General features: G+C 54.9%; 23 protein-coding genes. 19 read left to right on the forward strand and 4 right to left on the reverse strand.

What is annotated here, in order from left to right:
- The first annotated feature begins 53 nt into the window (after positions 1–53).
- On the forward strand, positions 54–845 hold the full coding sequence (gene glcC, locus LJX93_RS10935) for a transcriptional regulator GlcC (protein ID WP_227697180.1): 792 nt from the start codon (positions 54–56) through the stop codon (positions 843–845).
- A gap of 104 nt (positions 846–949) precedes the next feature.
- Here the strand turns inward: glcC and LJX93_RS10940 are convergent, their stop codons facing one another.
- The 3 genes from LJX93_RS10940 to gcl are packed head-to-tail and all read right to left on the reverse strand — an operon-like array spanning position 950 to position 4,480.
- A complete protein-coding gene (locus LJX93_RS10940) occupies positions 950–1,843 on the reverse strand; it encodes a 2-hydroxy-3-oxopropionate reductase (protein ID WP_186664956.1) in 894 nt (297 codons plus the stop codon).
- A 53-nt stretch (positions 1,844–1,896) separates the two neighbouring features.
- On the reverse strand, positions 1,897–2,679 hold the full coding sequence (hyi, locus tag LJX93_RS10945) for a hydroxypyruvate isomerase (RefSeq protein WP_186664946.1): 783 nt from the start codon (positions 2,677–2,679) through the stop codon (positions 1,897–1,899).
- 19 nt (positions 2,680–2,698) lie between these two features.
- Positions 2,699–4,480, reverse strand: a complete 1,782-nt coding sequence (gcl, locus tag LJX93_RS10950; RefSeq protein ID WP_186664938.1) for a glyoxylate carboligase — start codon at positions 4,478–4,480, stop codon at positions 2,699–2,701.
- A gap of 111 nt (positions 4,481–4,591) precedes the next feature.
- Here gcl and LJX93_RS10955 point away from each other — a divergent pair, with 111 nt between their 5' ends.
- From LJX93_RS10955 to LJX93_RS10970, 4 genes are all read left to right on the forward strand, one after another.
- Positions 4,592–5,494, forward strand: a complete 903-nt coding sequence (locus LJX93_RS10955; RefSeq protein WP_186664936.1) for a LysR family transcriptional regulator — start codon at positions 4,592–4,594, stop codon at positions 5,492–5,494.
- 705 nt (positions 5,495–6,199) lie between these two features.
- Positions 6,200–6,367 (forward strand): LysR family transcriptional regulator, encoded by a 168-nt coding sequence (locus LJX93_RS27485; RefSeq protein WP_227697181.1) that lies wholly within the window; start codon positions 6,200–6,202, stop codon positions 6,365–6,367.
- Positions 6,364–6,696, forward strand: coding sequence for a LysR substrate-binding domain-containing protein (locus tag LJX93_RS10965; protein WP_227697182.1), 333 nt, complete (start codon positions 6,364–6,366; stop codon positions 6,694–6,696). Before LJX93_RS27485 ends, LJX93_RS10965 begins: the two co-directional genes overlap by 4 nt.
- 334 nt (positions 6,697–7,030) lie before the next feature.
- Complete coding sequence (locus LJX93_RS10970) at positions 7,031–8,494, forward strand: APC family permease (protein ID WP_186664908.1); 1,464 nt, start codon at positions 7,031–7,033, stop codon at positions 8,492–8,494.
- A 33-nt stretch (positions 8,495–8,527) separates the two neighbouring features.
- Here the strand turns inward: LJX93_RS10970 and LJX93_RS10975 are convergent, their stop codons facing one another.
- Positions 8,528–9,421 carry a LysR family transcriptional regulator gene (locus tag LJX93_RS10975; RefSeq protein ID WP_186664906.1) on the reverse strand — a complete coding sequence of 298 codons (894 nt, stop codon included), beginning with the start codon at positions 9,419–9,421 and terminating at the stop codon, positions 8,528–8,530.
- A 346-nt stretch (positions 9,422–9,767) separates the two neighbouring features.
- On the opposite strand from LJX93_RS10975, the gene LJX93_RS10980 reads away from it, so the two are divergent.
- The 14 genes from LJX93_RS10980 (at position 9,768) to LJX93_RS11045 (ending at position 23,387) form a co-directional block, all read left to right on the forward strand.
- Positions 9,768–10,745: a thiamine pyrophosphate-dependent dehydrogenase E1 component subunit alpha gene (locus tag LJX93_RS10980; protein ID WP_186664904.1), complete on the forward strand. Its 978-nt coding sequence runs from the start codon at positions 9,768–9,770 to the stop codon at positions 10,743–10,745.
- A gap of 7 nt (positions 10,746–10,752) precedes the next feature.
- Positions 10,753–11,763 carry an alpha-ketoacid dehydrogenase subunit beta gene (locus LJX93_RS10985; protein WP_274080638.1) on the forward strand — a complete coding sequence of 337 codons (1,011 nt, stop codon included), beginning with the start codon at positions 10,753–10,755 and terminating at the stop codon, positions 11,761–11,763.
- A 5-nt stretch (positions 11,764–11,768) separates the two neighbouring features.
- Positions 11,769–12,893 (forward strand): acetoin dehydrogenase dihydrolipoyllysine-residue acetyltransferase subunit, encoded by a 1,125-nt coding sequence (locus LJX93_RS10990; RefSeq protein WP_227697183.1) that lies wholly within the window; start codon positions 11,769–11,771, stop codon positions 12,891–12,893.
- Between the two features lie 64 nt (positions 12,894–12,957).
- Positions 12,958–13,713, forward strand: coding sequence for an SDR family NAD(P)-dependent oxidoreductase (locus LJX93_RS10995; RefSeq protein ID WP_186664896.1), 756 nt, complete (start codon positions 12,958–12,960; stop codon positions 13,711–13,713).
- Positions 13,714–13,732: 19 nt separating this feature from the next.
- Positions 13,733–14,140: a GlcG/HbpS family heme-binding protein gene (locus tag LJX93_RS11000; RefSeq protein WP_186664893.1), complete on the forward strand. Its 408-nt coding sequence runs from the start codon at positions 13,733–13,735 to the stop codon at positions 14,138–14,140.
- Positions 14,141–14,170: 30 nt separating this feature from the next.
- The gene (locus tag LJX93_RS11005; RefSeq protein ID WP_227697184.1) at positions 14,171–14,974 is read left to right on the forward strand and encodes a putative hydro-lyase; all 804 of its coding nucleotides are present in this window, start codon (positions 14,171–14,173) and stop codon (positions 14,972–14,974) included.
- A gap of 23 nt (positions 14,975–14,997) precedes the next feature.
- Positions 14,998–15,447 (forward strand): OsmC family protein, encoded by a 450-nt coding sequence (locus LJX93_RS11010; protein ID WP_186664887.1) that lies wholly within the window; start codon positions 14,998–15,000, stop codon positions 15,445–15,447.
- Between the two features lie 23 nt (positions 15,448–15,470).
- Positions 15,471–15,761 (forward strand): putative quinol monooxygenase, encoded by a 291-nt coding sequence (locus tag LJX93_RS11015; protein WP_227697185.1) that lies wholly within the window; start codon positions 15,471–15,473, stop codon positions 15,759–15,761.
- A gap of 43 nt (positions 15,762–15,804) precedes the next feature.
- Positions 15,805–16,578 carry a LamB/YcsF family protein gene (locus LJX93_RS11020; protein WP_186664881.1) on the forward strand — a complete coding sequence of 258 codons (774 nt, stop codon included), beginning with the start codon at positions 15,805–15,807 and terminating at the stop codon, positions 16,576–16,578.
- Between the two features lie 16 nt (positions 16,579–16,594).
- On the forward strand, positions 16,595–18,181 hold the full coding sequence (locus LJX93_RS11025) for an urea amidolyase family protein (protein WP_227697300.1): 1,587 nt from the start codon (positions 16,595–16,597) through the stop codon (positions 18,179–18,181).
- Positions 18,178–19,887 carry an acetyl/propionyl/methylcrotonyl-CoA carboxylase subunit alpha gene (locus tag LJX93_RS11030; RefSeq protein WP_186664875.1) on the forward strand — a complete coding sequence of 570 codons (1,710 nt, stop codon included), beginning with the start codon at positions 18,178–18,180 and terminating at the stop codon, positions 19,885–19,887. Before LJX93_RS11025 ends, LJX93_RS11030 begins: the two co-directional genes overlap by 4 nt.
- 143 nt (positions 19,888–20,030) lie before the next feature.
- A complete protein-coding gene (locus LJX93_RS11035; RefSeq protein ID WP_119688877.1) occupies positions 20,031–21,191 on the forward strand; it encodes a Gfo/Idh/MocA family protein in 1,161 nt (386 codons plus the stop codon).
- An 85-nt stretch (positions 21,192–21,276) separates the two neighbouring features.
- Entirely contained in the window at positions 21,277–22,254 is a 978-nt protein-coding gene (locus LJX93_RS11040) for a Gfo/Idh/MocA family oxidoreductase (protein ID WP_227697186.1), read from the forward strand.
- A 47-nt stretch (positions 22,255–22,301) separates the two neighbouring features.
- Positions 22,302–23,387, forward strand: a complete 1,086-nt coding sequence (locus tag LJX93_RS11045) for a Gfo/Idh/MocA family protein (protein ID WP_186664869.1) — start codon at positions 22,302–22,304, stop codon at positions 23,385–23,387.
- Positions 23,388–23,405: the final 18 nt, after the last annotated feature.

Consider the following 23,405-nt stretch of genomic DNA (forward strand, 5'->3'; position numbering starts at 1 on the left):
CTTCTGTCATCCTGCAATTTCCGGCTGGTCGTACCAGCTATCCAGGAGCCTTGATGGAAAACTCGCACTCGGGCAAACAAGAAAAAACCCAAGTCGCTGACCAGGTTGCCGAGCGCATCGAGCGCTTGATTGTTGATGGCGTAATCAAGGTAGGTCAGGCGCTACCCTCTGAGCGGCGATTGATGGCCAAAATGGGTTGTTCGCGCTCAGCGCTTCGAGAGGGGCTCAGGATTCTTCGCGGACGAGGGATCATCGAAACTGAGCATGGTCGAGGTTCATTTGTTGCTGATCTATCCAACACTGAAGCTACGCAGCCGATGATGTATCTGTTCAGTTCCCAACGCAGGACACTCTACGATCTCCTGGAGGTTAGGGCACTGTTAGAAGGTGAGTCCGCGAGACTAGCCGCCCTTAGAGCAACGGATGTGGATCGATTCCTAATCCGTAAGCGCTACGAGGAAATGCTCTCTGCGCATTCTGATCCTAAGCAGCATGATCCCAAGGAGCAGGCCAGGCTCGATCACGCCTTTCATCGTTCTATCAGCGAGGCTTCGCACAATCCTGTACTTGTTCACACGCTGCAAAACCTGAGTGATTTGACGTTGAGCACGGTCTTCGCGTCGGTCAACAATCTCTATTGCCGCCCTCCCCAAAAGCGACAGATTGACAGGCAGCACTCTCGTCTCTATCACGCGGTGATGGAGCAACTGCCGGAGCAGGCTCAGCGTGCGGCGCGAGACCATATCAACAGCGTTCGAGATAGTCTGCGAGAAATCGAGGAGGAGGAGCAGAGGCTAGTGCGTTCCACCATGCGATTGGAGGGGGGCACTGACTTGTCGGAGTGAGTTCGCCTATTGGCGGGAGGCGGGATCGCGCGGAGTCAACGCATAACGCATTCAGGTCGCTGGACTAGGTGGTAGCGCGGACTACCACCCAGCCTAGCTGTCCCTTAGCGCTTATCGCGAATCGAGAAATTCGCCATATGCTCCAAGCCTTTGATCAACGCTGAATGATCCCAGTCGCCCCCACCCAATGCCACACAGGTGCTGAAGACTTGCTGAGTATTTGAGGTGTTGGGCAGATTCAGCCCAAGCTCTTTCGCTCCCTGCAGGGCCAGGTTGAGGTCTTTCTGGTGCAGGTTTATACGGAACCCTGGGTCGAAGGTGCCTTTGATCATGCGCTCGGCGTGCACTTCGAGGATTTTCGACGAGGCGAAGCCACCCATCAATGCTTCACGCACCTTGGCTGGATCGGCACCGTTTTTGGCGGCGAACAGTAGCGCTTCGCTGACTGCCTGAATGTTCAGGGCGACGATGATCTGGTTGGCAACTTTAGCGGTCTGGCCGTCCCCATTGCCACCTACGCGGGTGATGTTCTTGCCCATGGTTTCGAACAGCGGCAGGGCTCGCTCGAAGGCTTTCGGGCAACCACCGACCATGATGCTCAGGGTCGCCGCCTTGGCTCCCACTTCACCGCCGGATACCGGAGCATCCAGGTAGGCCGCACCGGTTGCCTTGATTTTTTCGGCGAAAACCTTAGTCGCGGTAGGTGAGATCGAGCTCATGTCGATCACAACCTTGTTCGGGCCCACGCCTTCGGCAACGCCGTTTTCACCAAACAGTACGCTTTCCACCTGAGGGGTGTCAGGCACCATGACGATAATGAATTCAGCTTCCTGGGCAACCTCTTTTGGGTTGGCCAAAGCTACTGCGCCAGTGGCGATCAGATCGGCAGGAGCGGCGTCGTGATGGGTGGAGACGAAGATGCTGTGACCTGCTTTTTGCAGGTTTTGCGCCATGGGCTTGCCCATGATGCCGGTGCCGATGAAACCGATTTTAGCCATGACAATGTGCCTCTTTGTATTGGTTCACATCAGGCGCTTAGCGCCTGGCTGTTTCAGACTGCGTTGTGGGACTTCAGCCAACCCAAACCTGCTTCAGTGGTTGTCAGCGGTTTGTATTCCGCGCCGACCCAGCCCTGATAGCCAATGCGATCCAAATGCTCGAACAGGAAGCGGTAGTTGATCTCGCCAGTACCAGGCTCGTTACGGCCCGGGTTGTCGGCCAGCTGGATGTGGTTGATCAACTGCAGGTTGGTTTCCATGGTGCGAGCCAGGTCACCCTCCATGATCTGCATGTGGTAGATATCGTACTGCAGGAACAGGTTGTCACTGCCCACTTCGGCCTGGATTTCCAGGGCCTGCTGGGTGGTGTTCAGGTAGAAACCCGGGATGTCGCGGGTGTTGATCATTTCCATGACCAGGCGAATACCGGCGGCCTTGAGCTTGTCGGCGGCGTAGCGCAGGTTTTCGACGAAGGTCTTGCGCACGGTGGCGCAGTCCGGGCCTTGTGGGCGGATACCGGCCAGGGCGTTGACCTGGGTGTTGCCCAGCACCTTGGCGTACTCGATGGCCTTGTCGACACCGGCACGGAATTCTTCGATACGGTGGGGGTGGCAGGTGATACCGCGCTCACCCTTGGCCCAGTCGCCGGCAGGCAGGTTGAACAGCACCTGGGTCAGGCCGTTGGCTTCCAGCTGCTGCTTGATGTCGGCAGCGCTGAAGTCGTACGGGAACAGGTATTCGACGCCTGTGAACCCGGCATTGGCGGCAGCACTGAAGCGCGCGAGGAAATCGTGTTCGGTGAACAACATCGAAAGGTTGGCTGCTAAACGTGGCATCTGGCTGTCCTCACAAGTCTCAAGAATTGCTCAACGGCACAATCGAGGTCGGCGCATCGCTGGCGAATACTGCCAGCTCTTCGAACTCGTTAATTGCGTCGATTTCGGTACCCATGGAGATGTTGGTCACTCGCTCCAAAATCACCTCAACGACCACTGGTACCTGGTGCTGTTGAGCCATTCGCTGGGCTTCCCTGAGAGCAGGGGCAATCTCAAATGGCTCGAACACGCGAATCGCTTTACAGCCCAGACCCTCGACAACCGCGACGTGATCCACGCCGTAACCATTGAGCTCTGGGGCGTTTATGTTTTCGAAGGCCAGCTGGACGCAATAGTCCATCTCGAAACCGCGCTGGGCCTGACGAATAAGACCCAGATACGAGTTGTTTACCAGGACGTGAACGTAGGGCAGGTTGAACTGAGCACCGACAGCCAGCTCTTCGATCATGAACTGGAAATCGTAGTCGCCGGACAACGCAACGACCTGACGGCTTGGGTCAGCTTTGACTACACCCAGTGCAGCTGGGATCGTCCAGCCCAGAGGGCCCGCCTGGCCACAGTTGATCCAGTGACGTGGTTTGTACACGTGCAAGAACTGAGCGCCGGCAATCTGTGACAGGCCGATGGTAGAGATGTAGCAAGTGTCCTTACCGAACACTTGGTTCATTTCTTCATAAACGCGCTGAGGCTTGACCGGTACGTTGTCGAAGTGGGTCTTGCGCTGCAGAGTGGCTTTGCGTTGCTGGCAGCTCTCAAGCCACGCTTGTCGGCATTTCAATTTACCAGCGGCTTTCCATTCGCGGGCGACTTCAAGGAACGCTTCCAGTGCTTTTCCAGCGTCGGAAACGATGCCCAAGTCCGGGGTGAAAACGCGGCCAATCTGCGTAGGTTCGATGTCGACGTGAACGAACTTGCGACCCTTGGTGTAAACGTCCACCGAACCGGTGTGGCGGTTTGCCCAGCGGTTACCGATGCCGAATACGAGGTCAGATTCGAGCAGCGTGGCATTACCATAACGGTGCGACGTCTGTAGGCCGACCATGCCGACCATTTGTGCGTGGTCGTCCGGGATGGTGCCCCAGCCCATCAGCGTAGGGATAACCGGTACGCCGGTAAGCTCAGCGAACTCGACAAGCAGGTCGCTCGCATTGGCGTTGATAACGCCGCCACCGGAGACGATCAGTGGGCGCTCGGCGTCGTTGAGCAGGGCAAGTGCCTTTTCAGCCTGAATACGTGTCGCGCTTGGCTTGTGTACTGGCAGCGGCTCGTACGCGTCAATGTCGAATTCGATTTCGGCCATTTGCACATCGAATGGCAGGTCGATCAGGACGGGGCCTGGGCGTCCAGTACGCATCTCATAGAAGGCTTTCTGGAATGCGTAAGGAACCTGGCCCGGCTCCAGAACTGTGGTGGCCCACTTGGTCACAGGCTTGACGATGTTGGTGATATCGATAGCCTGGAAGTCTTCCTTGTGCAGCCGGGCACGTGGAGCTTGGCCGGTGATGCAAAGAATTGGAATAGAATCAGCGGAGGCGCTGTACAGGCCCGTGACCATGTCAGTCCCGGCAGGGCCGGAGGTGCCAATGCATACGCCGATGTTACCAGGGTTAGCCCGCGTGTAGCCCTCGGCCATATGCGACGCACCTTCGACGTGACGAGCGAGGACGTGATCGATACCACCGACTTTCTGCAGGGCGGAGTAAAGTGGGTTGATGGCGGCACCCGGAATACCGAAAGCCGTATCGACTCCTTCGCGACGCATCACCAGGACGGCGGCATCGATTGCTCTCATTTTGGACATACTCTTTCCTCCAGGAAATCGATATCTTTTTGTAGTGGCCTTCAGTCTGGACGAGCGGGATAGCGGCTTGAAGATCCCAAAATGAGTTTCTGTCGATATAAAAGGTATCGAATGGCACGTTTCACTGAACTGCAAAGTTTCATCCAAATCGCACAGAAAGGGAGCTTTGCGGCTGCCGCCTTGAGTGAGGGCGTCACACCAGCCATGTTGGGTAGGCGGCTGGACTCGTTGGAGAAGCGGTTGGGTGTAAAGCTGATGCACCGTTCTACCCGCGGTTTGCACCTGACAGAGTTGGGTGAGCAGCTACTGGAGCGCGCCAAGGATCTCGTTCGTGAATTTGATGAGATGGAAGCGAGCATCAGCAACAGCGCCAAGCTGGTGACGGGGAACCTGATGGTCTCGGCCCCGGCTGCATTTGGCCGGTTACATGTCGCGCCACATGCGCTTGGGTTCCATCAGAAATTTCCGAATTTGAAGTTGTCCTTCAACCTGACCGATAGCCTCGTCGACCTTGTGAGTGAGGGGTACGACCTGAGCATTCGCATTGGCTGGGTGACCGACCCGAACTACGTGGCGGTGAAGCTTTGCTCCAATCGCAGAGTGGTCTGTGGTACGCCGGAATACTTCGAGAAGCATGGCAAGCCAACCAGTCTGGAGCAACTCGCCAATCACAACTGTCTGGCCTTCACATCGCAGGGGGGGCAGCCACGCGGGTGGACATTCCAGCGAGAGGGCAAGCAGGTGGCCATGAGGGTGAGCGGAAGTATGGCTTGCAACGATGGTGAGCTGCTCTTCTCCTGGATGAGGCAGGGGTTAGGCATTGGTTGGCGTTCGACTTGGGAGATCCATCGTGAATTGGCGAGTGGAGAATTGGTGACGGTGCTGGACGAGTTCGCACTGCCAGATTACGACATCCAGGCGGTGTATCCTCAGCAGCGTTTTTTGCCTGCCAAGGTGCGTCACTTCATCGACTACTTGAGGCACATCTACCAGCAGCCAGACTACTGGTTGTGAAAAGTGAGGCGGGTAGAACCGCCCCACGGCTGTTAATGCTTCAGGAGAAATGCTGCCTCGATTTCCACCGCCATCCCTGAAGGCAGAGAGGATGCGCCTGTTGCGATTCGCGCATGTTGCCCCGCAACACCCAGCACTTTGGCGATCAGGTCAGATGCTGCATCACGCTCCCTCGCAGTGCTCTGACCATGCCTTCGTATTCGCGCATAGCGATGCCGTCATGAGCAGATTCAGGCCCCATGAACATGACATCTACCCGCCGTGAGCGATGCACAGCTCGGTGCTCCGGGTCTCGATTTCTGGTTCATGGAAGACCACTGGTTTCTCCAGCAGAGCCGAGAGTGCAGCCACGATTCCGGTGGCGCCCCAGCTCCACGGAATTCGAATGAAGCAGTGCGTTGCAGTACCTCAGGCTTGAACAACAACCGACCGCCTAGGAGCTCATTGAGCTCTGGATTCTCCAGCAGTTGCGTTCGTGCCGCGTAACCTTGAATTCTGACTGCGGCATCCTCGATGTCCTTCAGTGTAGGAGGAAGCGGTCGGTCACCCTTTTCAATGCTGGACATATCAACACCTTCATAATTTTTGGAAAAAGCGCTCGCCCTCACGCTGAAAGAGAGTGTATGGATGCGTTTCAAAGGCTGTAAATTAAATAAAAATGGCCATGTTCGTTAAGGAAAGTTGAACAGATGTCTGGAGGGACTGATGAATACAAAGCGTCTTGAGACGTTTGTAGAACTCGCCCACACACCGCACTTGAGGAAACTGGCAGAGCGTCTGCATGCCACGCCTTCCGCGCTGTCCATGAGAATGAAAAACCTTGAAGCGCAGCTAGGGGTTTCATTTTCTCGCACCAAATACTCACGCCCATGAGCAACACCACGCCGTCCGATGATGCTGCTCGGACGGTGCAGAAGCTGGCCTTCAAATATGGCATCAACCCCACGACCATTCAGCTGTCCAGCTCACCTTCGATATCGGCGCTGATCACGCTGATTCGAAATGGCATTGGTAGCGGTGTTCTGCCTGCCGTCCTGGTACAAGAACATCTGGCCAGTGGCGAGCTTGAGATCTTGCCAGTGACTGCTCCACCTCCCATGGTCATCCATAGGTGGCATCTGACCAATGCGGGTTCGGCCACCTTGGGAGTGGCCGAACTGGTTTCACAGGTGGCCCTGGAGCAGGAGGGTGACCACGGGTGAGTCTGAATTAATGGCTTAGGTGTTAAGGTCTTGCAGTGTTGTGATAGGGCGCGCACCGCTCACTGATAACCGGCCATTATCACAGACAATAGGTAATGAAAATTTGACGTTATCGAAGGGCGGCGCGAGGATGATCCACAGCGCGATGAGCACGCTCAACACGATGTTGAAATGTTGGATGGAACGCTCGATTGACTCCGAGTGAATCATTAGCATCTGTGTGCACTAAGCCGAGTATCCATCATAACAAAAATTGTGGCGCTTCACTTGAGTAATGACTACTGCCGTTTACTAAAGTTGCGCTTACGAGTCGAGGAGAAAGGAATAAATGGCTATGAGTATTGAGGCTTCCGAAAGCGTCGGAGACGCCGCAGTCAGTCAGAAGAAATTGTCGGGTAATATGGGTGCACTGAGCTTGGCTATGACGGTGCTGGCCTTTTCTGCACCGCTTACTACAGTTGCAGGATACATTCCGGTCTCTTTAATGTTCGGAGGCGTGGCGACGCCGCTCCTATTCGTTGTAGTTGCCTCGGTCATGCTGCTGTTTGGTATTGGTTATATCACGCTCAATAACATGGTTCGTCGATCCGGCGACTTCTACTCGTTCATTACTTATGGCTTAGGGAAATCAGCGGGTCTTGGAGCAGGGCTGACAGCTGCAGTTTCCTATTTCGTTCTTCTTGCGGGTATCACTTCCTACTTCGGTGTTGCGTGTTCTGATTTCCACCGAGGCCTCACAGGCTCAGCTTTCCCTTGGTATTTCTACTCTCTGACTTGCTGGGTCATCGTGGGTATTCTTGGTTACCTTCACGTTGAGCTCTCGGCAAAGGTACTGCTGTGGGTCATGTTGTCGGAGATCGTGGTGTGCCTGGGCTTCGCCTTCGGGGTGTTGAGCATCGGTGGTGATACGGGTATGGCGGCGTCCGCCCCCTTCTCGCCAGGTGAGCTTTCCAAGGAAGGTGTGAATATTCCTTTCGCGATGCTGTTCGCCGTATCGTTCTTCATGGGCTTCGAAGCTACCGCGCTGTACCGTGACGAAGTGCGAGACCCTGACAAGACCATCCGTCGCGCTACGTATGGGTCGATTATCTTCATCGGCGCGATGTACACCGTATGTGCTTATGCGTTGGTCACCGCTTACGGCGAGAATGTGCAGCAGATTGCCACTGATTCCCCTGCTACCATGTTCTCCCTTGCGTTCAGCAAATACATCGATGGTCGCTTCCAAGTGATCGTTACGATCCTTGTGCTCACTTCGGCCTTCGCATCGGCCCTCTCTACTCACAACGTCCTTTCGCGTTACCTCTTCAACCTGGGTACTGACCGCGCGCTGCCGAAATTCCTTAGCCGCATTCATGTGAAGCACTCATCCCCATTCGCTGCTTCGATGAGTGTGTCCACGATGGTGCTCTGTGTGCTTATGCCGTTTATCGTCATTGGTGCAAAGCCCGAGCTTCTGTACGGCCAGCTCTCCGGCGTAGGTACTTCGGGTGTGATCATCCTGATGGCTGTGGTGAACCTCTCTGCTCTGACTTGGTATGTACGCAAAGGGCGTCACGGTGAGGTCAGCTTTGCAAAAGCCTTCCTGGCTCCGATCATTTCGGGCGTTTTCTTCGTCGCCTTGGTTACCCTGGTTGCCTACCACTTCGACCTGCTGGTAGGTGGTGAGCCTGGTGAGCGTACCTGGATGCTGCTCTGCTTGACCGGTGTGCTGATTGCCGGTATGGGGCTGGCTCAATACTTCAAGGCCATGCGCCCCGAAGTCTATGAGCGACTGGGGCGAAACCCAGCAGCCTGACAATACAAAAAACGGAGCCTCGGCTCCGTTTTTTTATACCCGCCAATACTCGGCTGCTACCTTTTGAGCAAGCTGCGCAACCATCCTGTTCAGGGGCATATCTGCGCGCTCGATGAAGCTGGCGGTGAACGACATGACTGGCATTTCGTGCGTGGAGGAGACGGTGTGGAGCTTGCCGCTGGCCAACTCATCGAATACGGCATGCTCGGGTATGGCTGCTATGCCAATCCCATCCACCGTCATGCGTACAATCGAGGACAGCGAGGAGTTCGAGAAAAGCCGTACCTTGTGAAGCCCTTTGCGTTCAAACATGTCTTTGAGCTGCCAGTACGGGCGCGTGTTCCTCGCGTACGTGATCACTGGGTGGGCTGCAATCTCCTCGAGCGTGAGCGGCTTATCGCCCAGATCTAGCTTGGGCGATTTGATCCAGCTCATCGGGTAGCTGCACAGGGGAAGATTCTCCGCGTTACCGATGTTGACCGGGCCCATCAGCAACGCTACGTCCAGGGTGCAATCTGCGAGTCCAGTGGTCATGTTCGCGGTGCTGTCTACCACGACATCCAATGTGATCTCGGGATATTCCAGGCTTAGCTGTTTCAAAAGGTCAGAGAGCCAGGTGTGCACGATGGTGTCGGAGGCGCCCAGGCTTACGGTTCCACTCAGCCCCTTACGGCCTGCAACAGCCTCTACCATCTCGCTCTCAAGCGCGATCATGCGCTCGGCATAAGTCAGCAGCTCTCGTCCTTGCGCGGTCAGAAAACACCCGCGCTTATCTCTCTCGAACAGCCGCCCATTCAGCTGCCTTTCAAGCTGCGCAATACGTGCAGAGACGGCTGGCTGGGAAGTGTGAAGCTTGTCTGCTGCTTTGTGAAAACCGCCCAGTTGCGCAACCGCATAGAAGGTTTGAAGGCTTCGTAGATCGATCATGTTGCGCCTCTTTATTTTTTGTGTAATGCGGTGTAGGGCTCGCGCTAGAAGGCTCGCCGCTGTCGAGCCGGCTGATACGGTACCGCAGAAATTGAGAGAAATGCTCATGTGTGAGGGCTTTTTTTGCGGTCTGTTTCGGTCGGTACCGATAAGAAGACGTTATCTCTGACAATCCGCAATCGCAATTGGACGTTATCAGGCTATCGCGAGACGATTGGGCTACGAGGCGATCACTGTCACCCAGGATTCGGATGACCACTAGGGTGCCTTCGGTTAAAGAGAGCGTTGGACTGTGACGCACAATAACGACAAAACAAGTTGCAATACTCAAATGAGGAGAAGTGGAATGTTCTCGCCACATTTGCCCCGCGAACGGCTGCTGGAAGCCTATCGCACCATGCAAACGATTCGCTGTTTCGAAGAGCGCGTGATCAACGAGATGGGTACCGGTGATATCCCGGGGAGCACCCACCTCTATGCCGGCCAGGAGGCAAGCGCAGTCGGCGTATGCATGCACCTCACCGATGAGGACTACATTTCGTCGACCCACCGTGGCCATGGCCACTGCATCGCTAAAGGCTGCGATATCAATGCGATGATGGCCGAGCTGTTTGGTCGAGTCACTGGTACTTGTGGTGGTAAAGGTGGATCCCAGCACATTGCCGATCTGCGCAAAGGTATGCTGGGTGCTAACGGCATCGTGGCCGGCGGCGCTCCGATCACCTGCGGTGCCGCACTGAGTGCGAAACTGCAGAATACAGATCGTGTTGCGATTGCCTTTGCAGGCGATGGCGCCATGAACGAAGGCGCAATGGCCGAGAGTCTCAACCTGGCCAAAATCTGGATGCTGCCAATGATCTTCGTGATTGAAGACAACGGCTTCGGCGAAGCGACCGCGAACGAATTCGTTTCTGCGGGCAGCTTCGTACGTCGTGCCGAGGGCTATGACATCCCTGCCACCGAAATTGATGGCACCGACGTTTTCAAGGTCTACACCATTGCTGGTGAGGCGATTGCGCGTGCCCGCTCAGGTGGTGGCCCAACCCTTCTGCATATTCATGTGCCGCGTTACTACGGTCACTACAGTGGTGATCCGGATACCTATCGTACGCCGGAAGAGAAGAAGATCATGCGTCAAGAACAAGACTGCCTGATCAAATTCCGCAGCAAAGTCACGGAAGAGTCCCTCGCAGATGTGGCTGCTCTGGACGCGATTGACGAAGAGGTTACGGTTGCTGTGAACGAATCTGTTGCATTCGCACGCGCTTCTGAGTTCCCTCCCGTTTCTGCTCTCACCACCGACGTCTACGTGAAGTACCAGTAAGGAGCGCATCATGGCTAAAATTTCTTTCCGTCAGGCGCTGAACGATGCTTTGCACCTGGAGATGCAGCGTGATCCGCGCGTGATCATGATGGGCGAAGACCTTACTGGTGGCGCTGGTGCAAACGGTGTCAAGGATGCTTGGGGTGGCGCGTTCGGCGTCACTCGTGGTCTGCTCGGTGAGTTTGGCCCGGAGCGTGTTCGCGATACCCCGATCAGCGAAACTGCGTTCATTGGTGCTGCAGCGGGTGCTGCGCTGACCGGTATGCGACCGATCGCTGAACTGATGTTCGTCGACTTCTCTGGGGTTTGCCTCGACCAGATCGTCAACCAGATCGCCAAATTCCGCTACATGTTTGGTGGTCATGCTCGAACTCCTCTGGTTATTCGAGCAACCTATGGTGCAGGTACCCGCTCTGCAGCCCAGCATACCCAAGCGTTTTATCCCATCTTCACTCATGTGCCTGGTCTGAAGGTGGTCATCCCGTCGAACCCTTATGACGCCAAGGGGCTGCTGCTTCAAGCCATTCGGGATGATGACCCTGTCATCTTCCTGGAGAACAAAATGCTGTACGACACCATGGGTGAAGTCCCCGATGGCGCTTACACCGTGCCATTTGGTGAAGCCCGTGTGGTGCGCGACGGTAAGGACGTGATGATCGTGGCCATCGGTCGTATGGTTCATATCGCAGAAGAGGCTGCGCGCAAGCTTCAGTCTGAAGGTATTTCTGCGTGCATTATCGATCCGCGAACCACTTCGCCGCTCGATGAAGAAACACTGATGGACTTCGCCGACGAAATCGGTCGTGTCGTCATCGTGGATGAAGCAAACCCGCGTTGTGGTATGGCTGCAGATATTTCGGCAATGCTGGCCGACAAGTGTTTCGACTCGCTTCGCGCACCGATCAAGATGGTTACCGCCCCGCACACCCCGGTTCCATATGCGCCCAACCTTGAGGACGCATATGTACCGAATGCCGATGCGGTCATCAAAGCGGTCAAGTCGATTGTTGAGAGGTAAGCAGTATGTCGATTGAAGCAGTCACAATCCCCAAATGGGGCATGACAATGACTGAGGGTCTTGTCGCTGAATGGCTGGTAGCCGAAGGCGACGAGGTTACCCGGGGTCAGGAAATCATTGAAGTCGAGTCGACTAAAACCACCAATGCGGTGGAGTCAGCTGCCAGCGGCATTCTGCGTCGAATCGTCGTTCAGGTAGGTGTCACTGCACCGCTTGGCGCTCTGGTCGGCGTGATCGCTGATGCATCGGTGAGCGATGATGAAATCGAAGCATTCATTGCATCGTTTGCTGATGCCAATGATGCCGCTGCAGAAGAAGACTTGAACGCACCGAGCGTTAAGGCCGTGGATGTCGGTGACGGTCGAGTTGTGAATGTGCTGACCATGGGTGCTGATGGCGATGACACTGTTGTCCTGGTGCACGGTTTCGGTGGTGACCTTTCCACTTGGCTGTTCAACCAGGATGCGTTCGCTCAAGGGCACCGTGTGGTTGCAGTGGATCTTCCAGGTCACGGCGCGTCCACCCCGATTCAGGGCGACAAAGTCTTCGACGATCTGGTCAATGCGGTAGAGCGTGCGCTCGAATCAGCCGCGCCTGGCAAGATGCATATCGTTGCTCACTCGTTCGGCGGCGCTGTCGCTTCATCTCTTGCTGTTCGGCAACCCGGTCGGGTCGCTTCTCTGTCACTCATTGCTCCGGTAGGTCTGAGCAAGCAGATCAACAAATCGTTCCTGGATGACTTCATCTCGGCTGAACGTCGCAGGCCGCTGAAAGATGTCTTGGAACGTCTGCTGGCCGATCCGTCGAAAATCAGCAACGACATGATCGAAGGTACTCTGCGCTTCAAGCGCCTTGAAGGGGTTCCTGAGGCCCTGTCGGCGATCCGCGACACTATTGTTGATGCCGAAGGTCAGCAGCGTCATTGGATCGCTGGGACGATCGCCGACTTCAATGGCCCCGTTGCGCTTATCTGGGGCGATAAGGATCAGATCGTACCGCTGCCGGTTGATATACAGATTCCGTCTCAGGCCAAGCTGAGCATCATCAGTGGCGCAGGTCACATGCCGCAGATGGAAGCTGCTTCGGAAGTTAACTCGCTCGTTCTGGAAAACATTTCCCGAGCGAAGTGATGCATAACGCCATTGCTAATAAAGCGATGGCGTACTTCAAATAAAATATTTGAGCGAGGTTAATATGACCGATCGTTTGGCGGGTAAGCTCGTCCTTCTTACGGGCGGCGTAGCCAATATCGGGCTCGCTATTTTGGAGTCCTTTGTTCAAGAAGGCGCGAAAGTAGCAGTTGTAGATATCGATGCGGAGCGTGGTTCGAAAGTTGAGCAGCGTTTTCCGGGCATTGTAAAGTTTTTCCGTGCTGACCTTAGTAGCGAGACTGATGTCCGGTCGGTGGTGGGTAAGGCGGCAGATTGGTTGGGAGGTATTAATACCCTGTGCTTGAATGCAGGTATTCAGCTCTCCGGCAATGTTTCTGATTTTTCCACTGAAGCCTGGGACAAAGTCTACGGCATCAATGTGCGCTCTAGCTTTATCTTCGTGCAGGAGTCCTTGACTCATTTGCGGAAGGCTAAGAAATCGTCCGTTGTCATGATGTCTTCGCTGGCTGGTAAGCGCGGCGCACCTGGCCTCACATGCTACTCGTCCTCTAAGGCCGCAGTCATTGGTATGGCAACGACCATGGCGATCGAGTTGGCGAAAGACGGTGTACGTGTCAATGCTGTTTGTCCTGGTTGGATCGACACTCCGTTCAATGCGCCGGTGATCGACTTCCTCGGCGGTAAAGAGAAGCAAGAAACGCTGGTTAAATCGCTGATTCCGCTGGGTCGTCAAGCGATCGCTGATGAGGTTGCACCGCTGTTCGTATTCTTGGCTTCGGACGAGTCCTCTTACATTACAGCCCAAGCAATTAATGTTTGTGGCGGTGCGTACAACTAGGTCAATAGGAGAGTTCACAATGTTGATTAAACACGAACTTGCCATGGCCGCTCTGCAGGCTGGTATCAAACGGGCCAACGAACTCGATCAGCGCTCTTGCCTGTCGATCGTTGATGCAGGCGGTCATCTTGTTGGCTTCATCCGTGTCGATGATGCTGCCTTCGGTACGATCGAGGTGGCGACTAACAAGGCTTACACCGCCGCCGCGCTGCGCAATCCGACAGATACCTGGATGGCGATTACGCAGCCAGGGCAGGAGCTTTATGGGCTTGAGCGCTCCTGTGCACGTCCATTCGTAGTGTTCGGTGGTGGTCTGCCAGTGACCATCAACGGTGTAGTTGTGGGTGGTGTCGGCGTATCCGGTGGGCCGGAAGCAGCTGACGTTGAGATCGCGAAAGCAATGGTCGACGTCCTGCAAGCCCAGTAAGCGGTTTGAGTCGTTCACTTAGGTGCCAGAATGGAACCAATTAAAATAATGCAAGCGAAGTCTGCCGCTGAAGTAAGGCAGATGATCCGTGCTGGTGACCTGCGGGTTCCAACGAGCGGTTTCGCTGATGGATTTATGCAAGCCAATTTGATGATTCTGCCAAAGCGGTTTGCGGATGATTTCAAGGTCTTCTGCGATCTGAACCCTAAGAGCTGCCCGCTGGTTGCTATGGGGAAACCAGGTGACCCGACCCTTCCGCTGGCTGGTGAGATAGATATCCGTACGGACGTGGCGCGCTATCGCGTCTATCGGAACGGCGTTCATACCGAAACCGTTGATTCGCTGGTCGACCTGTGGCGAGACGATTTCGTAACGTTCGCTTTGGGCTGCTCGTTCTCTTTCGAGAATGCGATTCTCAATGCGGGCATCGAGATCCAGCACATTAGCGCGAACCGAAATGTGCCGATGTACATCACCAACCTCCCGACCGAAGGGTATGGCCCGTTTAAAGGGTCGATGGTGGTGTCCATGCGAGCTTTCCGCCCGAAAGACACGATCAGGGCGATTGTCCTGTCTGAGCGTTTCCCGCTCGCTCATGGCGCTCCGGTTCACATTGGTGACCCATCGCTTATCGGGATCAAGGACATTGACCGCCCAGACTTCGGTGATGCTCCCGTTTATCGTGAAGGCGATATCTTGGGCTTCTGGGCTTGCGGTGTCACCCCGCAGATGGCTATTAAGCAAGCAGGCGTTGATATTGCTATCACGCATGAGCCAGGTTACATGTTAGTGACTGACCTTGCTGCCGATTCGCCAGATCTTTCTGTTGCCTAGTATCAACTAACGAGGTGTTTGTAATGTCTGAGCATTTTGCAAAAGTTGTCTGGGCAGCAGTTGAGCACAAAGATAAGGCTGGCACCTACAGTCGTGACCTCGAAGTTGAATTTAGTAGCCAAGTAAAAGTGGCCGCTTCTGCGGCGGCTGATTACTTGGGTTCTCCTGAGAAGGCGGATCCTGAGCAACTGTTGGTAGGTGCGCTCGCGAGTTGTCATATGCTGTACTTCCTGGCTATCTGCGAAGGGCAGGGGTACGTTGTTTCGAAGTATATTGATAATGCTAAAGGGATTGTTGCTAAACGTGAGGAAGGCGGTTTTTGGGTCTCTGACATCACGCTGAGTCCACATGTAGAGTTCAGCTCGGAGAAGCAGCCTGATCGGTCGGCTTTAGAACGTTTGCATCACCGGGCTCATAAAGGTTGTTTCATCGCTAATTCGATTAAGGCTGCTGTCAAAGTCGAGATCGCTTAAAACGTAATAAGCTAGGAGTAAAGATGATGGGCAAACTGTATGTTGTTGCTGTGACCCACGCTCAGCCAGGCAAAGAGGCCGAGCTTCAAAAGGCACTGCTGGAGCTGGTCGATTACGCTAAAACCGAGCCAGGGTTCGTGAAGTATGACCTTCACGTTTCGGAAGAAAATCCAGGCGAGTTCCTGTTCTACGAGATCTGGGACGATCAAAAGTCGCTGGATCTGCACTCCAGTACTGACAATATGAAAGCGTTCGGTGAGAAGTACGGTCACCTGGTCAAGTCGTCTTCGCTGAGCAAATATCAGCTGCTGTAATTGCTTGATCAGCCAACGTGATCTTCAGTAGGTGAGCAGGGATATGGTAAAGATTGACCTCAATAGCGACCTCGGCGAAAGCTTTGGCCCCTGGGCAATGGGAGACGATGCGTCCATGTTGGACATCGTCACCAGTGCGAACATCGCGTGTGGATTTCACGCGGGTGACCCCGCTGGCATCCTTTCGGTGCTGAAAGAAGCCGTTGCGCGTGATGTCGTTATTGGAGCTCACGTTGGTTACCGAGACCTGGTTGGTTTCGGTCGGCGGGTGATGGAGCCTTCCAGTTCAGAGTTGATAGGTGATGTGATCTATCAGATTGGCGCTTTGGAAGGCTTAGCCAAGGCCGCAGGAACCACGATCAGCTATGTCAAACCTCACGGTGCGCTGTACAACACCATCGCTAAGGATCGCAGGCAAGGCGCAGACGTGATTGCTGCAATCAAAGCGGTGAATCCCTCGCTTGCTTTGCTTGTCCTGGCAGGAGCCCCAATCGTCGAACAAGCGCGCGAAGCGGGCTTGAAGGTTGTGTGTGAGGCTTTTGCCGACCGAGCCTATAACAGCGATGGATCGCTCGTTAACCGACGCATAGCAGGTGCCGTCATCCATGATCCTGAGCTGATTACCCAGCGGATGCTGAGATTGGTTCGAGAGGGTGTCGTTGAGGCCGTCGACGGCAGTATCGTGCCATTACAGGCGGATTCGATCTGTGTCCATGGCGACAATGCCGCAGCGGTTCAGACTGCCAAAGCCCTTCGCGATGCTTTCGAAATGAACAACGTTCATCTACGCAGTTTTGCTGTCGTGAGAGAGGGTTGATCGCATGTCTAAGACACTGCAGTTTCTTCCGGCGGGCTCAAATCGCTTCATCGTTGAGCTTGATGATCTTGAATCTACCATCGCTCTCGGTGACGCGCTGAAGGCAGCCTGCATCGAGGGTGTGGCCGAGGTCATTCCAGGCGCTGTGACACTCCATGTGTCGTTTGACCCGCTTGCTACCTCAGCGCAAAAACTTTATGCGCAAATTTCCTCGCTGCGGCCCCAGGTTGGTTGCAGCCGTTCGGGCGATCTCGTTGAGATCCCGATGGCTTATGACGGTGAAGATCTCGCGTTTGTTGCCGGTTATCTGGGGTGGTCGGTACCTGAGCTGATTCGCCGCCACCGTGCAGCAACTTTCACCGTTGCATTCACGGGATTCGCCCCTGGATTCGCTTACATGACATGTGACGATCCTGAATTGGATGTCCCTCGTCGAGATAGCCCACGCGTGCGGATCCCTGCGGGCTCTGTAGCCCTCGCTGGCCGTTTTTGCGGCATTTATCCTTCTGATACACCAGGTGGCTGGCAGCTGCTGGGCGCCACGACAATACCGATGTGGGATGTAGACCGTGAGCAGGCGGCGCTATTGAAGCCCGGCGACCAGGTTCGCTTCGTGGAGGCCGTCAACGACCAACTGCCAGTTCCGTCTGCCGAGGCTGAGTCGGCTCCGAGCTCGACTCAGATCGCTAAAGGCTTAAAGGTCGTCAGCACTGATAGGCCATTGTTGTTCCAAGATCTAGGCCGGGCTGGGAACGCTCACCAGGGCGTCTCTCAATCGGGCGCAGCTGATCTGCAGGCGCTGCGTGACGCCAACTCTTTGGTCGGCAATCACGAAGCAGCAGTGGCGCTCGAGGTGACCTATGGTGGTGCCGTTTTCGAGGCTGAGATTCCTCTGACTGTTGCCATAAGTGGAGCTCCAGCGGGTCTCACTCTCACTACCGCAGATGGGCGTACCAGAACACTTCCCCCTTATGCTCCGATTGCATTGGATGCCGGTGACAGCTTGGCCCTGAGTGTGCCAACGAAAGGTGTTCGAAGCTATGTTGCTCTGCGTGGTGGCTTTGCTGCCGCGAAAGTATTGGGGTCAGCGTCGACCGATACACTCGCGAAAGTTGGGCCAGGCGCGATCACTTCTGGCGTGAGCCTGCAGCCATCGAATGATGTGCGTGGCTCCGTTTCTGCATACGCATCGCAGGCCCTCAAGTTGCCTGCAAGTAGCGACATTGTGGTGCTCGACGTGGTGATGGGGCCGCGCACTGATTGGTTTACCCCTGAAGCGATTCGCACGTTCACTGAGCAATCCTGGGCAGTAACACCAGAGTCGAACCGTGTGGGTGTTCGGCTCAATGGCACGAGTGCGCTGTCTCGTGAGTGTGCTGACGAGCTTCCCTCGGAAGGTGCTTCTCGGGGGTCGATTCAAGTACCCCGCAATGGTCAGCCTGTGCTGTTCCTCGCAGATCACCCACTTACTGGCGGCTACCCGGTGATTGCCGTAGTAGCCGAGCATCACCTCTCATTGGCGGCGCAGATCCCGATTGGTGCACGCATCCGCTTTAACGCTATCGCTGGCTTTGATCCGCAAGTAAAGGAAATCGATCGATGAAGAAGTTACTCATCGCTAACCGAGGCGAAATCGCAATCCGGATTATCCGAGCTGCGAAGGATTATGGTGTGACTTCCGTTGCCATCTATTCGGACGTCGACGCATCATCCCTTCATGTGGAGCTGGCTGACGAAGCCTACGGTCTCGGCCCAGGTCGACCAGTCGACACCTATCTCAATATCCAGAAAATTGTTGAGATCGCCAAACGTGCTGGGGCTGATGCTGTACACCCTGGCTATGGTTTCCTGTCGGAGCGGGCCGAGTTCGCGCAGGCGGTTCTTGATGCCGGCTTGGCTTGGGTGGGGCCTTCTCCACAGGTAATCCGGGCGTTGGGTGATAAGGTCGAAGCTCGACATATCGCGCAAGCAGTTGGAGCACCTTTGGTAAAAGGTACTCCAGGCCCGCTTGCGAATGCCCGTGAAGCGGTCGCATTTGCCAAGGAAGCTGGTTTGCCGCTTGCTATCAAGGCGGCGTTCGGTGGCGGCGGTCGCGGTATGAAGGTTGCCCATAAGCTGGAGGAGGTGGGGCAGCTCTTCGATTCGGCAGTGCGTGAAGCAACTGAGGCGTTCGGACGTGGTGAGTGCTACGCCGAGCAATTCCTGGAACAACCCCGCCACATCGAAGCGCAGGTGATTGCCGATACCCATGGCAATACTGTGGTGCTTGGCACTCGCGACTGTTCGCTGCAACGCCGCAATCAGAAACTGGTGGAAGAGGCGCCGGCGCCATTCATCTCTGAAGAGCAGCGTGAAGCTATTCATAAGGCTGCCCGGGACATCTGTAGCCGAGCCGGCTACGTCGGTGCAGGTACTGTTGAGTTTCTGCTCTCCCGTAACGGGACGATTTCGTTCCTGGAAGTAAACACCCGGCTGCAGGTTGAGCATCCAGTTACAGAAGTCACCACCGGCATCGACATCGTGGTTGAGCAATTGCGCATTGCTGATGGGCTTCCACTTTCCGTCCTGGAGACTCCGGTAACCCGTGGGCATGCGTTCGAGTTTCGTATCAATGCCGAGGATCCTGGGCGCGGCTTCTTGCCCACACCAGGTCGTATTGAAAAGTTTCGCGCCCCATCGGGCCCTGGCGTTCGTCTCGACACGGGCGTGGAGAGTGGATCCTCCATCCCAGGGCTCTACGACTCTATGATGGCCAAGCTCATTGTCTTTGGTGAGACCCGCGAGCAAGCCGTAAACCGAGCTCGGAGGGCGCTGGCAGAGTTCCAGATCGAAGGAGTGGCTTCTGTTCTTCCTTTCCATCGGGCTGTCATGGAGGAGCCGAAATTCAATGGTACTGAATCGTTCGGGGTCTATACCAACTGGATTGAGACGGAGTTTCAAGGTTTGCCTCCGGCAGACCGTGTAGATTACTCGGAAGAACAATTGGTTCGATGCGTAATTGAAATTGATGGAAAGATCCATCGTCTTGGGGTTCCCACAGCACTGTTCTCATTCAGTAAATCAAGTACTGAATCCGCCAGGGTGACGAAATCCGAAAATGCTAATTCGGTAAGCTCTCCTATTCCAGGTACGCTGCAGCAGTGGCTTGTTGAAGATGGAGCAGTTGTTAAAGAAGGTGAAACCATTGCTCTCGTTGAGGCGATGAAAATGGAAACTCAAGTGCTTGCCAAATTGAGCGGGAAAATCAAGATTCTGGTTGGCTCTGGATCTGCTGTTACGCTCGGTGAAGAATTAGCAATAATTGGCTAATTACTAAGCCAGTCGGTCGGGTAGAGTAGTGCCGTGTAAGGCGGCACTTGTTAACGAAGTGTCCAGCATCTGATAAAGATCGTTGGGGTAGGTTTAACAGAAGCAGGGTCAGACAAACAGTCAGCCCTAGAGGAGTAAGGATCGTGAAAAAATATAATGTCGCACTGATCGGCACTGGCTTCATGGGTAAGGCCCATTCGATCGCCACTGCAGTTGTCCCAATCCTGTTCGGTGCCCCGGTCGAGATCGAGCGTAAGGTAGTAGTCGATATCGATGAAGAATTGGCGCAAAACGCAGCTAAGCAGTATGGGTTTACCGAGTACGCTACTGACTGGCGTGACGTTGTGAACCGCCCAGATATCGACATCATCGATATCTGCACCCCAAACGACACTCATGCAGAGATCGCAATTGCAGCGGCATTGGCTGGTAAGCACGTTATGTGTGAGAAGCCGATGTCGATGACTGTTGAAGAAGCTCAGCGTATGCAGGAAGCCGCCCGGGAAACCGGTGTGGTGACCATGGTTTCTTATAACTATCGGCACACTCCAGCGGTTCAAATGGCCAAGCGCCTGATTGACGAAGGCCGCATCGGTGACATTCTGAACTTCCGTGGTTACTACCTGCAAGACTGGGGCGCTGACCCTGAGCTGCCGCTGTCCTGGCGCTTCAACAAAGCGAAAGCAGGTTCCGGCACTCTGGGCGACATCGGTACTCACGTTATCGACGCTGCTCGCCTGCTGGTAGGTGAGTTCGCCTCGGTGAACTCGATCGTCAAGACCTTCGTGCAAGAACGTCCGCTGCCAGCTGGCCGATTCTTTGGCCCAGCGGGTCAAGCTTCGAGCGAGCGTGGCAAGGTTGACGTAGATGACGCCGCACTCACTATGATCAAGTTTGCCAACGGTGTGTACGGCACCATCGAGGTGACTCGAAATGCGTGGGGCCACCACAACCAGCTCGGTTTCGAAATCTACGGTACCAAAGGTTCTATCGCCTTCGACTACCAGCGCCTCAACGAGCTGCGCGTTGCTTTCGCAGATGATCCTAAGGATGCTTTCGGTTTCCGTACCATTTACTCGGGCCCTCACCAGCCGTTCGGCGACAAGCTGTGGCCAGTTGCCGGCATGGGCCAGGGCTACATCGATATCAAATCGATCGAGTGGTACAACTTCCTGAAAGCCATTGCTGAGAACGGCAAAGCGTCTCCGAACTTCGATGACGGCCTGCAGATCGAGCGAATTGCTGACGCCATCTTGACTTCGGGCGTGAGTGGCGATTGGGAGCATATCGAGCAGCCTGCTTGATAGCTGAACACTAGCCTAGGGTGGACGTGATCTCGGTCACGCCCACCTGTCCCACCGTAACGTTTGACACTGCAGGAGACTCTTAATGAGTATCGCGGTTGGACTGATTGGTGCTGGTGTCATGGGCAGGGAGCACGGTCGTATTCTGTCCATGCACACCCCAAATGCTCACTTGGCAGGGGTCTGTGATTTCGATTCAGACAAAGCCCGATCTATAGCTGGTAAGGCATGTGTTTTTTCCGATCCGTTGGATCTGATTGCTTCTAGGGAAATTGATGCGGTTCTGATTGCATCACCGGATTCTACTCATGCTGATCTGGTGCAAGCCTGCATAGCTGCAGAGAAACCAGTACTGTGTGAAAAACCATTGGCCATGACCGCTGAACAAGCGCGCTTGGTCGTCGAGGCAGAATGCTCCAAAGAGCGCTCCTTCGTTCAAGTCGGATACATGCGCAGATTCGACCCAGGTTATGAAGAGCTCAAAAGGCTTTTCGACGCGAATGCCGTTGGTTCCCCCGAGATTCTTCACAACTTCCATCGTAATCCAGTTGCCCCAGATTGGATGACGGGTGACATGCTCATCACAAACGCTTTTGTTCATGAGATTGATGTCATGCGTTGGCTGATGCATACCGAGCTTGAAGCCGTCAGGATCACTGTTGCCGAAAAAGGTGATCCGATGATGATCGTGACGCGGCTTGCGAACGGTGCGATTTCGTCTACTGAACTTTTCATGAACTGTAAATTCGGCTACCAGGTTCATGCTGAATTAGTAGGTACAGAGGGGACTGTGGCCTTGCCTCAGTTTTCAGCGCCTGTCATAAGCACATCGGGTCATCGTGCATCGCATGTTCCTCGGAACTGGATACCACGCTTCACCGCGGCTTACCAGGCGCAAACGCGCCGCTGGATTCAAAGCATTGTTTCTGGTGTCCCGAACCATGGGGCAACAGCATGGGATGGCTACCTCACTACTCTGATTGCCGAGCAATTGGTTAAACGGATAGGCACTGATCAAACAATCATACTTGATCTGCCACCTCGTCCTTCGCTGTACCGATAAACATGATTATCTGAGTTGCGCCCCTACTAAACGGTAGACCGCTCGGTATGGCGCAGTTCTTCGAGGATCTAAACGTGATTCGATATGCCGTAGTGGGAACTGGCTGGATATCCCAGACCGCATTCATCCCTGCTGTCTCTCTGTTAGAGAACGCAGTGGTTACAGCACTTGTCTCAGGAAACCCGGAGCGTGCTCGTCAGCTGGCGAATAAACATGGCATCGAACATGTTTGCTCGTATGAGGATTTTGATGAGCTGCTAGCGAGTGATCTGATTGACGCTGTTTACGTGGCCGTACCCAATCCATTGCATGCTACCTACGCCATCCAGGCAGCGAAGGCGGGCAAGCATGTGCTCGTAGAAAAGCCAATTGCCACTTCCCTGCCTGATGCTGACGCGATGATCGCCACAGCTCAAGCTGCAGGGGTGTCACTCATGACCAGTTACAGGTTGCACCATGACGTAGGCACCATCGCGGCGTTACAAGCTGTTCGAGAGGGTCGAATCGGTCAGCCAGTGTTCATGTCCGCGACGTTTAGTTTCCAAAGCGATATTGGTAACCACCGATTGGATGTGGAGCATTGGGGCGGCCCACTGCAAGACATTGGCATCTACTGCATTAATGCCGCTCGCCACGTCTTTGAATCTGATCCTATCGCAGTCTCTGCAATGAGCACCCGTCGCGCCGGCGATCCCCGATTCGCCAACGTGGATGATTCGATCGCGGTTACGCTCAGATTCCCAGGCGATCGGCTAGCGCAGTTCTATTGCAGCTTCGGAGCTTACCCTGTCGACACTTATCAGATCGTGGGTACCGATGGCGTTCTGAACATGGATCCTGGCTTCCGGTTTGAGCACGCCATGGCGATGTCGCTGAAGAGCCGGGATGAGAACGAATACGTTCACTTCCCGCTCTACGATCACTTCGCGGGTCAAATCTCATACTTCTCGGATTGTATTGAGCAGGGCAAAGCACCGCAGCCATGTGGTGAGGAGGGGCTTGCAGACCTGGAAATTCTTTTCGCCATCGAGCGCGCTGCTGCCTCCGGTTTGCCACAAACGTTGTTGCCAAAGAAAAGTAGAGCTCGGCCATCAGAAGAAACCCTGAGGACAATCAAACGGGCGGTTGCCTGATCCGCATTCTTCATTCCA

Origin of the sequence: Pseudomonas sp. HN2-3, from assembly GCF_020691745.1 — a bacterium.
GTDB classification, from domain to species: domain Bacteria; phylum Pseudomonadota; class Gammaproteobacteria; order Pseudomonadales; family Pseudomonadaceae; genus Aquipseudomonas; species Aquipseudomonas capeferrum.

Bases quoted from the DNA above. Each gene is read 5' to 3' on its own strand.
- LJX93_RS11030 (WP_186664875.1), top strand. From the start codon at position 18,178: ATGAAGAAGTTACTCATCGCTAACCGAGGCGAAATCGCAATCCGGATT.
- LJX93_RS10990 (WP_227697183.1), top strand. From the start codon at position 11,769: ATGTCGATTGAAGCAGTCACAATCCCCAAATGGGGCATGACAATGACT.
- gcl (WP_186664938.1), bottom strand. From the start codon at position 4,480: ATGTCCAAAATGAGAGCAATCGATGCCGCCGTCCTGGTGATGCGTCGC.
- LJX93_RS10995 (WP_186664896.1), top strand. From the start codon at position 12,958: ATGACCGATCGTTTGGCGGGTAAGCTCGTCCTTCTTACGGGCGGCGTA.
- LJX93_RS10940 (WP_186664956.1), bottom strand. From the start codon at position 1,843: ATGGCTAAAATCGGTTTCATCGGCACCGGCATCATGGGCAAGCCCATG.
- LJX93_RS11005 (WP_227697184.1), top strand. From the start codon at position 14,171: ATGGAACCAATTAAAATAATGCAAGCGAAGTCTGCCGCTGAAGTAAGG.
- LJX93_RS10975 (WP_186664906.1), bottom strand. From the start codon at position 9,421: ATGATCGATCTACGAAGCCTTCAAACCTTCTATGCGGTTGCGCAACTG.
- LJX93_RS10955 (WP_186664936.1), top strand. From the start codon at position 4,592: ATGGCACGTTTCACTGAACTGCAAAGTTTCATCCAAATCGCACAGAAA.
- LJX93_RS10970 (WP_186664908.1), top strand. From the start codon at position 7,031: ATGAGTATTGAGGCTTCCGAAAGCGTCGGAGACGCCGCAGTCAGTCAG.
- LJX93_RS11040 (WP_227697186.1), top strand. From the start codon at position 21,277: ATGAGTATCGCGGTTGGACTGATTGGTGCTGGTGTCATGGGCAGGGAG.
- LJX93_RS11015 (WP_227697185.1), top strand. From the start codon at position 15,471: ATGATGGGCAAACTGTATGTTGTTGCTGTGACCCACGCTCAGCCAGGC.
- LJX93_RS11010 (WP_186664887.1), top strand. From the start codon at position 14,998: ATGTCTGAGCATTTTGCAAAAGTTGTCTGGGCAGCAGTTGAGCACAAA.
- glcC (WP_227697180.1), top strand. From the start codon at position 54: ATGGAAAACTCGCACTCGGGCAAACAAGAAAAAACCCAAGTCGCTGAC.
- hyi (WP_186664946.1), bottom strand. From the start codon at position 2,679: ATGCCACGTTTAGCAGCCAACCTTTCGATGTTGTTCACCGAACACGAT.
- LJX93_RS10965 (WP_227697182.1), top strand. From the start codon at position 6,364: ATGAGCAACACCACGCCGTCCGATGATGCTGCTCGGACGGTGCAGAAG.
- LJX93_RS11020 (WP_186664881.1), top strand. From the start codon at position 15,805: ATGGTAAAGATTGACCTCAATAGCGACCTCGGCGAAAGCTTTGGCCCC.
- LJX93_RS11000 (WP_186664893.1), top strand. From the start codon at position 13,733: ATGTTGATTAAACACGAACTTGCCATGGCCGCTCTGCAGGCTGGTATC.
- LJX93_RS11045 (WP_186664869.1), top strand. From the start codon at position 22,302: ATGGCGCAGTTCTTCGAGGATCTAAACGTGATTCGATATGCCGTAGTG.
- LJX93_RS10980 (WP_186664904.1), top strand. From the start codon at position 9,768: ATGTTCTCGCCACATTTGCCCCGCGAACGGCTGCTGGAAGCCTATCGC.
- LJX93_RS27485 (WP_227697181.1), top strand. From the start codon at position 6,200: ATGAATACAAAGCGTCTTGAGACGTTTGTAGAACTCGCCCACACACCG.